Below are 13,181 nucleotides of genomic sequence, written 5' to 3' on the forward strand. Positions count from 1 at the left end.
TATTAAAAAGGAAGCGCCCTCCATGTGGAGGGCGCTTCCTTTTATGGTTGCTGAGGCTGGCTATTTCTGAATGATCATCTTGGCGGACAATCTTTCTTCGCCGGTATTCAGTATTACTGTATACATGCCTGATGGCAGCTTGGCTGCTTCTTCCGTGAGGAATATGATGTTGACTCCGTTGGCGATACCTGTTCTCTTCGAACCGAGTATCCGTCCCTGCTGATCGATGATGTTGATCACCGCAGTTACGTTCTTTTCAGAGCTGACCTTCAATGCTACGCTACCACTGGATGGGTTTGGCGTAACCAGCAGGGTAAGGCCATGTATCGGAGCAAAGGTTACGGCCACTACCTTACTGTATTCAAATTTCTCATTGAGGTCTACCATCCTGAGGCGGTAGTATACTTTGCTTGCGTGCTGGTTGCCCAGGTTGTCGTCGAAAGTATAGCTTGCGCGTGCGCTGTTTTTACCAGCCACTGTGCCTACTTCTGTGAAGCCGACTCCATCTGTACTTCTTTCTACGATGTACTCTTTGAAGTTCTCTTCTTTTTCGGATTCCCAGTTGAGGCGCACCTTGTTGTCGCCTTCGGCTTTCGCACTAAAGCTGAGGAGCTTGAGCGGCAGCGTGCTGAGCGTATTTCTCCATTGGCGCTCGGTATCTGCCGGGATGCGTTTTTGTAATGGTCCTCTCGCTCCTGGTGTTGCGGGATCGCCTACAGCACCTCCGTTGAGCATACCCTGATGTGTAACATTGGGTCCTGTTGCCAGGTCGAACTTATCGTCCAGTCCATCACCATCCGCATCGTTGTTGGTGAGTGTTACATCATCATCGGGCAGGTTATTGAGGTTATAATCATGCGCTTCCACGATATCAGGCACACCGTCGGCATCGCTATCATGGTTGAGGTAATCGGGCAATGCGCTTGGGTTGCCTGTTTGCTTCCAGGGGGTTATGCCATTGTTAGCACTTCCTGCGAAGGCGCCCGGCGTGTTGTCGTACGAATTATCAATACCATCATTATCTGTGTCGACACCGGAAGGTAATATGTAGCCTGCCGTGGACTGGCCTTCGAGGTTATCGGTAATACCATCGTTGTCGGAATCGATATCGAGGTAATCGGGCAGCGGGCCTCCGTCGAAATTGGGCAGTGTCAATGTTGGCAGTGCCTGTACGGTGGTGCTCCAACCATTAGCGCCCAGTGTTCCGTCTGCTACGCCATTGTTGTCTGTATCTGCAATGCCTGCTTCGCGTGCATCAAGGATACCATCGCCGTCTGAATCGAGGTCATACGGATTTGGAAGGCTTGTGCGGTCATTATTGGCTTTGGTATAGCTATCGGGCCTACCGTCGGCATTGGTATCTGTACCAGTCGGGATGAGTGCATTGGCCGTATTTTCGGCTATGCCATCATTGCCTGCGTCGCCATCGTACTGGTCGGTGAATCCATCGTGGTCGATGTCGGTAAATGTATCTACTTTACCGTTGTTGTTGCCATCGGCGCCACCGGCTTCGCGGATATCAGGAATACCGTCGTTATCGCTATCGAGGTCTCTGGCGTTGGGAATACCATCGGTATCGGTATCCAAATTGGCAATTGCGACTCCTCCATTGTTTGAATCATAGATGGTAGCCAGGCCATCTCCATCTGCATCGGCAAATACGTCTACGCGTCCGTCGCCATTGGTGTCTACACCACCTGCTTCCACGATATCAGGTATGCCATCATTGTCTGAATCGAGGTCATAGCTGTTGATCACGCCGTCGAGGTCTGTATCATAGCGATCGTCGATGCCATCGCCGTTGGTGTCGATAAAGCCGGGGCTGAACTGATCGTGGTAGTTGGGGGTGCCATCGCCATCCAGGTCACCTAACGGATCCAATCCGGTGATGCTTTCCTGGCTATCGGGCACGCCATCGTTGTCGTCATCGACATCCACGATATCGTTTACTCCATCGTTGTCATTGTCGCTGATCTGTCTCCAATCGCGATCTCCACCGGGGTTGATCACATCGGGATAGCTGGCCGGTGTGGTGCCATTGGTCGGATTGATGGCTGCGGTGTTGTTGTCATAACCATCCAATAAACCATCTGCATCGATATCTGCTACACCACCTGTTTTTTCTGCGCCATCGATCACGCCGTCGCCATCGGTATCCCATCCTTCGATGGCATCCAGGCGGGCGTCGTTGTCTGTATTCAGGTCTCTGTAATCCGGATTATCGGTACCGTCGGTGTTGACAGGTACGATACCGTTGTTGGCATTACCACCGAATGCACCTGGCAGGTTGTCGTAGGCGTTGTTGATACCATCGCCATCTGTATCGGCTCCTGCGGGAGCAATATAGAGCGCTGTTGCCTGTCCTTCGATGTTGTCAACGATACCATCGTTGTCTGCATCGATGTCGAGGTAATCAGGACCGCCTGTTCCATCTGTATTGGTGAACACCAGTGGTCCAGGGAGCGCATCTACAGCGGTACTCCATCCATTGGTACCATACGGTGCATCGGTAATACCATTGCCATCAGCATCCGGTAAGCCTGCTTCTCTAACGTCGAGGATGCCATCCGCATCGGAGTCGAGGTCATACGGATTGACTATACCATCTCTATCGAAGTCGCCGCGCGTATAACTGTCGGGTCTTCCGTCTGCATTGGTATCTGGCCCCGTTACGATCAACGGATCGTTGGGGCTTTCATTGACTCCATTGTTGTCATCATCGGGATCGTAGGTGTTGACGTATCCGTCTCCATCCACATCAGCAACTGCATCTGCCATACCATCGTTGTTGGCATCAGCGCCGCCTGCTTCCCTGATATCGGGGATACCGTCGTTGTCGCTATCGAGGTCACGGCTGTTTGGTACTCCATCGCCATCGGTGTCTCTGTTGGGGAGGGCTACACCGCCATTGGCAGGATCGTAGGTATCGATCAAGCCGTTGTTGTTGGTATCTGCCGTTCCGTCTACGCGGCCATTGCCGTCGGTATCTACTCCTCCTGCTTCAATGATATCGGGGATACCATCGTTGTCGCTATCGAGGTCACGGCTGTTGATGACGCCGTCAAGGTCTGTATCGTAGCGGTCGTCGATTCCATCGGTATTGGTGTCGACAAATCCCGGATTGGATGTATCGAGGTAGTTGGGAATGCCGTCGCTGTCTAAATCGCCCAGCGGATCAAGGCCGGTGGTGCTTTCCTGTACATCGGGTACGCCATCGTTGTCGTCATCGATGTCGACGTTGTCAGGGATCGCATCGTTGTCGGTGTTGGAAGACTGTCTCCAGTCGCGGTCTCCACCCGGATTGTTGACATCGGGATAGCTGGTGGGCGTGGTTCCGTTGGAAGGAATTACGGCCGCTGTATTGTTGTCCCAGCCATCGAGCAGTCCATCTGCATCGATATCAGCTGCACCACCTGTTTTTTCGGCGCCATTGATGGTACCGTTGCCGTTGGTATCCCAGCCTTCGATGTAATCGGGTTTGCCATCGTTGTCTGTATCCAGGTCCGTATAATCGGGGGTATCGGCAGCGTCGGTATTGACCGGCGTAATACCATTGCTGGCATTACCACCAAATGCTGCGGGCAGGTTGTCGTAGGCATTGTCTATACCATCGTTATCGGTATCTGAGCCTGACGGTGTAATGTAGCCGGCTGTTGACTGGCCTTCGATATTGTCCACGATACCGTCGTTGTCGGAATCGATATCGAGGTAGTTCGGGTTTGTTACCCCATCTGTGTTGGGGAAGGTAAGCGGACCGGGGAGTGCGTCTACCACGGTGCTCCATCCGTTGGCGCCGAGGGGACCATCTGCAATGCCATCGTTATTGGCATCGGGCATGCCTGCTTCACGCGCATCGAGTATGCCATCACCGTCTGCATCGAGATCGTATGGATTTGCTTTGCCATCTCTTTCAAAGTCGCCACGTGTGTAGCTATCGGGTCTTCCGTCTGCATTGGTATCGGGTCCTGTTACGATGAGCGGTTCCAGCGGGCTTTCGTTGGTGCCGTTGTTGTCGTCGTCCGGATCGTATGCATCGACATACCCGTCGCCATCTGCATCGGCCGTGGCATCCACTTTACCATCGTTGTCTGCATCGACGCCGCCTGCTTCTCTAATATCGGGGATACCATCGTTGTCGCTGTCCAGGTCTCTGGAGTTGGGGATGGTGTCGCCATCTGTGTCGCGGTTGGGCAGGGCTACGCCTCCATTGGCAGCATCGTAGGTATCGATCAGACCGTTGTTGTTGGTATCTGCCGTTCCGTCTACGCGGCCATTGCCATCGGTATCGACGCCGCCTGCTTCAATGATATCGGGAATGCCGTCATTGTCGCTATCGAGGTCGCGGCTGTTGATGACGCCATCGAGGTCTATATCGTAGCGATCGTCAATGCCGTCGGCATTGGTATCTATATAGCCTGGCATGGCAGGATCGAGGTAGTTGGGGATGCCATTTGCGTTCGCGTCGGCCAACGGATCGAGGCCTGTAACGCTTTCCTGCGTATCGGGCACGCCGTCGTTGTCGTCGTCGATGTCTATGTTGTCGGCAATCGTATCGTTATCGGAATTAGCGGTCTGTCTCCAGTCACGATCTCCGCCGGGGTTGTTCACGTCGGGGAAGTTCGTGGGGATCATGCCGTTGGTGGGATTTACGAGGGCCGTATTGTTGTCCCAGCCATCGAGTAATCCATCTGCATCGGCATCGGTCGATCCGCCTGCTCTTTCCACACCGCTGATAGAGCCGTTGCCATTGGTATCCCAACCTTCGAGGGAATCAGGCTTACCATCATTATCTGAATCGGTGTCGGTGTAATCCGGATTGTCTGCTGCGTCGGTGTTGGTGGGAACAAGACCGTTGCCGGTGTTACCGCCGAACGCGTTGGGCAGGTTGTCGTACCTGTTGTCGATACCATCATTGTCGGTATCAGTACCTAACGGTGCGAGGTAACCTGCGGTGGTTTGTGCTTCTATGATGTCAACGATACCGTCGTTGTCGGAATCAATGTCGAGGAAGTTGGGGCCGCCTGCGTTATCTGTATTGGGGAATACCAGGGGGCCTGCCAATGCATCTACGGTATCGCTCCAGCCATCTGCTCCGCGAGTGCCATCTGCGAGGCCATCTGTATTGGCATCGGGGAGTCCGGCTTCGCGTACATCGAGGATACCGTCTCCGTCTGCATCGAGGTCATACGGATTTGGTTTTCCATCTCTGTCGAAGTCGCCACGGGTATAGCTATCGGCCAGTCCATCAGCGTTGGTGTCTGCACCTGTTACGATGAGTGGTTCGAGCGGACTTTCGTTGGTGCCGTTGTTGTCGTCGTCGGGATCGTAGCTATTTACATAGCCATCGCCGTCGCTATCTGTGAGGACGTCTACCGTACCGTTGTTGTCGGCATCGGTGCCGCCTGCATCACGGATATCGGGTATACCGTCGTTGTCGCTATCGAGGTCGAACCTGTTGGGAACGCCGTCACCGTCTGTATCTCTGCTGGCTAACGTGACTCCGCCTACTGCCAGTGGATCGTAGGTATCCATCAAGCCGTTGTTGTTGAAATCGACGTTGCTGTCGACGCGGCCATTGCCATCGGTATCGACGCCACCTGCTTCAATGATATCGGGGATGCCGTCGTTGTCGCTGTCGAGGTCGAATGAGTTGACAATGCCATCGAGGTCGAAATCGTAGTTGTCATTGACGCCGTCGTTGTTGGCATCCACAAATACGGGTACTGTGCCTCCGGGCGTTGTATCGAAGGCATTGGGAATTCCATCGAGGTCGGCATCGGCCATGGGATCGGTGCCACCGCCTTCTACAATATCGGTCATGCCATCGTTGTCATCGTCCACATCGGTAGTATAGGCGATCGCATCTCCATCCGCGCTACAGGTTGGCACTGTTACTGTAAACACGCCGGTGCTGATCTCATAGGCCCAGAACCAGGTGTTGAGGGTACGTACGTTTCCGTAGTCGTCGCAATTGAGGGAGATGGTGGTGGAGCCGCCGCCGCCTGTTGGGGCAGGTACTGTGTTGCCCGAACCTGCACCATCCCATGCACGACCGGGAGAAAGGACGCCCACATCTGCATTGGTGATGCCGCCTCCTGTGATGTTGTTGTTGGCATCGGTAGTGGGGCTGGAACAGGTGGTCAGGGCCGTGTTGGCTAACAGGTTATCATCGAAATAGAGCCTCGGCACGGTAGCGAGGGGACTGACGCCTGTGACGTTCAAACCACTCGAGTTCAATTCCGCATCGTACATCGGCAGGTTTACGCGGCCTCTCCTGATGGAGAGGCTCATGTTGACGGTTGTGGAGCCTGTAACGGCTGCGCCTAATCCATCGAGGCCATCCCAGACGCCGACGTTGCGACCCACGGGCTGGTCGTAGAAATAGAGGTAGCGGTCTCTGGTTCCGGCCTGGTATCCGGGGGTGCCGTTGATGTCGAGGAGAATGACGACATCGCCTGCTTTATCGATACCGTATGGTATGTATATATTGGGGGCGCACCCATAAATTTTACCTGCAAAGGTTGGCGCGCTTGCCGTGGCAGCTATGGGAAACTGGCTGACATCGGGGCTTTCGAGGAATACATCGTATCCAGCGGGCAGCGAGGGTTGTACTGCTCCTGTATTTTGGGAGCGACGGTCGTTGACCCAGTTGGTGCCGTTGACCGCGCCGTATTTGTTCATGTAGAGTGTGAATCCGAGGGGACGGAATCCCGAGAGGAAGTCCACGTTTACCACCGTACTATCTGCCGTGTAGCCAAAGAAATCGCCATCGAGGGCGTTGCCGAGGTTACCGGCATTGGTCGTAGGATCGTAGGTGATGAAGCTCCATGCTTTACTGTGGAGCCTACCGGGGAATTTGACATTGGCCGCGGTGGCTACGGTAAAATCGAAGAGGGTAACAATAATATTGGTGGTGCTGGCTGTGACGCCTCCATCGGAGCTTGGGTATAGTTCAATATAATAGTGGCCATCGATCGTAGGATCGAATGTGATGGGCGTATAACCTGCGGGCACCAGTCCACTGATGTTGGGACCTGCTACCGCCTGGGCGTAGGTGCTGATCTGGCTACCTGTGGCCACGAGGGTGGGGCCTGCGCGCACCGTGTTGGTGTTTTGATCGAGGATCCTGTAATAGATAGCTGTTTGTACAGGTGTTACGGCCCTGTTGTAGGCTTTGAAGTTGAAATAGAGGTTTTGCGTAACGTTGTTTGTGATGACGAACTCCACCCGGTTTTCCGTTGGGGCACCGCGATAGGGCCCTGCGCCTAATGTAGTGGAGATGTAAATACCCGTACCGTTTGAGCTGTTGGGCATTACGGAGGGAGTTCCTTCGGCCCTCAACCGGCTGTTGTTGGCCAGCATCAGGAGCAGCATGAAACCGGCCAGGAATTTCCATCCTGTACCGGCGCAGCAAAATCTGGCTGGCGATGTTTTTCGTTGTCGATGTCCCTTCAAATGTAAAGGTTTGTTTAGCATAGCTTAGTTTTTGTGTTTCAGCAATAGGCGCAGGGGCGGTTTGGCATAAACCGGTCATACAGGCATTGGCCTGTATGCATCATTTAAATTTTTTTGCAATAACAGATATGTGCAGCTGCAGCAGCAACTACGCCAGTTCGGTGTTGATCTTACAGTATGGTTGGGAAAATGCTACTTAACCAGGAGAATGTTTGACGGAACTAAATTATAACAATCCTTCATACGTTTTTATCCATTATACGGATAGTCTACACACCACGCGGATAAAAACGGGCGCCGGCGCACGCATGCTATAATTCATGGCGCCATTCTATTTTTCTGAGCATGGGTTATGGTATGCCGTTATGCCGATGTGGTGGCATTCATTGGGGAAGGCTATCTATTACATGCAACAGGGTGATCCCCGAATGGGACCACCCTGTTGTTTCGGCCGCCCGTTTGCGGCTACGTGATCATTGCGTTTTATTTCGTGAGGGTGTATTTTTCCAATTCCCCGAGGATCTCTTCTTCGTCGGACAACAGGTCATCGCCCGTGCTTACGAGGTCGAGGGCTTCGAAGGCTGTGTTGAATTCATCGTCGGTAACGATGCCGTCATCATCGCAAATGCGGAAGTAGCAGATGATGTCATGGCCTCCGCATGGAAGGGGGGCTATGAGCGTCTGGGTGTAGCTGTCGATGTCTTTCTCGGCCCCAAAGCCTTTGTAGAGAAAGTATGTGCAGACGATCTTTTTGGCCGGGTCTGCCATAGCTGTTGTGGGTGTTATGTGGCCGGAGCCGTTGCTGAGGCGGGAACCGCTATAGTAAGCGGGGGATAGCGTTCCTACCATGAGGATGAGGGGTAACCATAGTTTGTAGTTCATAAGTATGTATTTTATATATGTAATATATATAAAATAAACAATGTGATCGGTAGCATTTTTTCCGCTATCGTTTGCATGTAATTATTCCAGCAAAGCGCATTACATTTAGCCGTATAACTGGACTCCTGTAAAATAATGCTCATGCGTAATCCTGTTCTCCTTTTCGTTTTATCGCTTTTACCGTTTGCTTATCCTGCTGTGGCCCAGGTGGCTATCATACCCCGGCCTGCCGAGGTGCGGCAGCCTGCTGCTGCCGGCCAATTGGTGATCACGGCTCAGACGCCCCTCGTGCTGGAGGGATCGGGACTGGAAAACAGCGCCAGCTTTCTGAATGATTACCTGGAGCAGGTATATGGTTTCCGGCTGGCAGTGAGCAAAAAGCATGTGCGCGGCGGCATCCACCTGAATTATGAGCGGATGGACCATCCTATTGCCGGGGCTTACACGCTGCAGGTGAACAAAGACCAACTTTATATTGCGGGGGATAATGCCACCGGGGTGTTTTACGGTGTGCAATCGCTGCTACAATTGCTGCCGTTGGAGAAAAGCGCTTCGCTGAAAGTGCCTTTCGTGACAATCAAGGATTATCCGCGTTTTCAATACCGGGGGCTGCACCTGGATGTGGGCCGTCATTTTTTCCCGGTGGCTTTCGTGAAGCGGTATATCGATTATATCGCGCTGCACAAGATGAATGTGTTTCACTGGCACCTGACGGAGGACCAGGGGTGGCGCATCGAGATCAAAAAATACCCGAAGCTTACGGAAGTGGGCGGCTACCGCAACGGCACTATTATCGGCCGCTATCCCGGCAAGGGGAATGACGGCCTGCGGTATGGCGGCTTCTATACGCAGGCGGAGGTGAAGGAGATCGTGGCATATGCGGCGCAGCGTTATGTGGAGGTGATCCCCGAGATCGAGATGCCGGGGCATGCCTCGGCGGCGCTGACGGCCTACCCTACCCTGGGCTGCACGGGCGGCCCGTATAAGGTGCAGGAAACGTGGGGGGTGTTCAACGATGTGTTTTGCGCGGGGAACGATACGGTGTTCAACTTTTTGCAGGACGTGCTGGACGAGGTGATGCCTTTGTTTGCCTCGAAGTATGTTCATATCGGGGGTGATGAATGCCCGAAGGAGAGCTGGAAGCATTGTGCGAAATGCCAGCAACGGATGAAGGCGCATGGCCTGAAGGACGAGCATGAGCTGCAGAGTTATTTTATCCAGCGGATGGAGAAGTATATTAACGGGAAGGGGAAAACGATTATCGGGTGGGACGAGATCCTGGAGGGCGGGCTGGCGCCGAATGCGGTGGTGATGAGTTGGCGGGGCGAGCAGGGCGGCATCGAGGCTGCGCAGCAAAACCACGATGTGATCATGACGCCGGGCAGCCATGTGTACCTGGACCATTCGCAAACGAAAAACGAAGATTCGGTTACTATCGGTGGTTATACGGCGGTGCAAAAGACGTATAGCTATGAGCCCGTGCCTGCGGCGCTGACTGCTGCGCAGGCGAAGCATGTGCTGGGGGCGCAGGGAAATGTGTGGACGGAGTATATGAAGAATACCAGCAAGGTGGAGTATATGATCTTTCCGCGGCTGAGCGCGCTGAGCGAGGTGCTGTGGAGCCCGAAGGAGCTGCGGAACTGGCCTGATTTTGAAAAGCGGCTGATCACTCAATTCAAGCGGTATGGCTTGTGGAGGGTTAATTACAGCCGTGCGTTCTTTCAACCTACTGCTGCGATCGTGCCTACTGAAAACCGGCGGGGCGTATACTGGCAGGTGACGGACCCTATGGCGGGGGCTGCGGACCCTATGGCGGGGGCTGCGGACCATGGCGGCCTGTGGACTGTGCAACATATGGAGCGGGATTCGAGCATCTTGACCATCCCTGATATGCGTAATGATCCTGATGGCTCGAAGGGGATGATGCTGGACAGCATCGTGATCTATGACAGCGGGACGGTGGTGCACGGCGCTGTACAAAAGATACTGGTGACGCGGACGTCGACCCTGACTGCCGCTCCGCGCCATAACCAGGATGCGCGTGCCGGCATCGAGCAACGAATAGAAGTAAACAAGGCCACGGGCCAGCCGATCAGCATTGCTACGGCTACGGCCGCGAACCGCCCGGGCAACGGGGGCGCTTTTGGCCTGGTGAACGGGGCGAAAGCCGGTAAGGCTGGTATTGGCAGTGAAGAGTGGCTGGGCTGGCAGGGGCCTGATATGGAGGCGGTGATCGAGCTGGGCCTGCATCAATTTATTACCCGTGTGGGGGTGAATTTCCTGGAGCAGCGGGAAAGCTGGGTGTACCTGCCGCAGTATGTAGAGGTATTTATTTCCGAGGACGGTAAGACGTGGCAATCACGGGGCAAGAGCAGTGAGTTTGTAAAAGGGGCTTACAATACCGGCCACGTAACGATCCACACCGGCTATCACCCTGCGCGGTATGTGAAAGTGGTGGCCAGGAACTATGGCACTATCCCTGCCGGACAACCGGGCGCCGGGAGCAAGGCGTGGCTGTTTGTGGATGAGATTGGCGTAAAGTAGATTACTTCTGAATTATTATTTTTTGCACAACTTTGGTATGCTCAGCGATAACAACCACTGAGTATATTCCATTCTTCAATAAGCTGAAATTGTTGATACGAATGATATTATCTCCTTTATTTATGCCATCACGTTGCATAAGCAATAGTCTGCCGAAGTTGTCAACCACGTTGATGATAACCGATAGCTTCTTATCAGAATTGATGGAAAGATTTATATAATTACTGGCCGGATTGGGTATCATTAGTACGGCAAGCCCATTAACATCAAAGCTTACACTGAGAACACGGCTGTATTCGAAACGAGCATCTTTATCAACCTGCTTAAGGCGATAGTACAGTTTGCTACCTGTTATTACTCCAGGCACATCCAGGTAGCTGTAGTTTGTCTGCATTTCTTCTTTACCCGGTATTGCAGCCACTGCTTTGAAGTTGACTCCATCTATACTTCTTTCGAGAATAAATTTTTCGAAGTCACTTTGATTTTCTACTCTCCACACAAGGTTCACTTTGTTGCCAGCCATCCTTTCAGCACTGAACTGCACCAGCGTAATGGGTAAGGCATCTTCTTCGCTACTACAACCAGATTGGACCATTGTGAATATAGCAGAGTTGACCTCATACGCCCAGAACCAGGTATTGAGGGTTCTTGCATTGCCAAAATCATCGCAGGCAATGGCTGTACTTGCTCCACCGGTAGCCGGCGCGGGTACAGTATTACCAGAACCAGGACCATTCCAGGCACGCGCCGGAGAAGCAAGGCCCACATTGACATTGGCGACACCCGTACCTGTATTATTATTGTTAACATCGGTCGTGGAATTTGCACAAGTAGCAGGTATTGTATTAGTCAGCAAACCGTCATCGAAATAGAGCCTTGGTACTGTAGACAATGGCATCATCCCCGCCACGTTGAATCCCTGTGGATTAAGCTCTGCATCATATAAAGGTATGTTCACACGGCCTCTCCGTATAGACAGGGTCATATCGATCGTTGCATTGGCAGCTACAGCGGCTCCAAGCCCATTCAAACCATCCCATACGCCCACGTTGTGCCCTGCCGGGCGATCTATAAAATAGAGATACCTGTCTGCTGTTCCATCCTGATAACCTGTCACTCCATTGAGATCAAGAAGAACTACTACGTCACCTGGTGTGTCTATCCAGTAAGGTATGTTTATATTAGGCGCACAGCCATACATCGTACCGGTAAACTGCGGAGTTACTGCTGGTGTGGAGGCGGGAAAGATCGTTGCATCGGGCATGTCCAGAAACACCGGATATCCGTTGGGCAAAGACGGTGTAGTAATACCAGTGTTTTGTGACTGGCGATCATTGAACCAGTTTGTCCCATTTACCGCACCATAATTGTTCATACATAATGTAAATCCTAAAGGTCGAAAGCCGGTAAAGCCCAGCCTTACCACCGTGCTATCGTTGGTATACGCATAAAAATCTCCTGCGAAAGCATTATTAATATTTCCCTGATTACCTGTCGGGCTATAGGTAATCAAACTCCAGGCCTGTGAATAGATACGACCACCTCGCCTGACACCTGAAGGGGTAGCGACGGTAAAGTCAAATAGGGTGAGCAATGTTTGTGCTGTATTGACAGTAGACCCACCCTCTGTACTAAAATAAATCTCGATATAGTAAGTGCCGTTTGCAGAAGGATTGAACACCAGTGGAACATAACCTGTTGGCGCAGTACCATCGATGTTCGGGCCAGCAACTGCCTGATTGTAGGTGCTAATCTGTTGACCTGGATTGATCGGTGTAGGTCCAACAATCACATTGTTCAACGCGTCCAATATCCGGTAGTAAACTGCAACCTGATTGGCCGTCCCCGGCGTACGGTCATAAGCCTTTATATTAAAGTAGAAATTTTCGCCTTCGTGATCGTTGATCACAAAGCTTATACGATTTTGTACAGGCGCCTCTCTGTAAGGGCCAGAAAGAACGGTTGGTGCAATCAAGATAGCTGCTCCATTAGCAGGATTGGGCATAACCTGTGCAGTGCCTACCGCCATGACGGGTGTACCCAACGAATCCATTAGCAGAACAAGGAGAAGAAAGAAAACTGTTTTGACTGACGATCTTTGGCTAAATGCAAATGCATATTTTTTCAGGTGTAAATCACTGAACATAAAAGAAGGAATGATTAACGAATAGTGTTACTACTGGATAATCCAGCACACATCAAGAGCGCATCATTCAGCATTTACTACAGGCGGGTATAACAATAACAGTATTGTATATATTAATACGCAGCTAAGATACAGACAATTGATCAACCTATTT

4 protein-coding genes are annotated in these 13,181 nt (G+C 52.3%); 1 reads left to right on the forward strand and 3 read right to left on the reverse strand.

Features of this window, described 5'->3' with window-relative positions; all coding sequences use genetic code 11:
* Positions 1-60: 60 nt before the first annotated feature.
* Positions 61-7,476, reverse strand: coding sequence for a T9SS type A sorting domain-containing protein (locus AC5JBY_RS31950; RefSeq protein WP_495908772.1), 7,416 nt, complete (start codon positions 7,474-7,476; stop codon positions 61-63).
* 462 nt (positions 7,477-7,938) lie between these two features.
* Entirely contained in the window at positions 7,939-8,337 is a 399-nt protein-coding gene (locus tag AC5JBY_RS31955) for a hypothetical protein (protein WP_495908773.1), read from the reverse strand.
* A gap of 141 nt (positions 8,338-8,478) precedes the next feature.
* On the opposite strand from AC5JBY_RS31955, the gene AC5JBY_RS31960 reads away from it, so the two are divergent.
* Positions 8,479-10,881: a glycoside hydrolase family 20 protein gene (locus tag AC5JBY_RS31960; protein WP_495908774.1), complete on the forward strand. Its 2,403-nt coding sequence runs from the start codon at positions 8,479-8,481 to the stop codon at positions 10,879-10,881.
* Position 10,882: 1 nt separating this feature from the next.
* On the opposite strand, the gene AC5JBY_RS31965 is transcribed toward AC5JBY_RS31960, so the two are convergent.
* Positions 10,883-13,027, reverse strand: a complete 2,145-nt coding sequence (locus tag AC5JBY_RS31965) for a T9SS type A sorting domain-containing protein (protein WP_495908775.1) — start codon at positions 13,025-13,027, stop codon at positions 10,883-10,885.
* Between the last annotated feature and the right edge of the window lie 154 nt (positions 13,028-13,181).

It is taken from the genome of Paraflavitalea sp., from assembly GCF_059502485.1.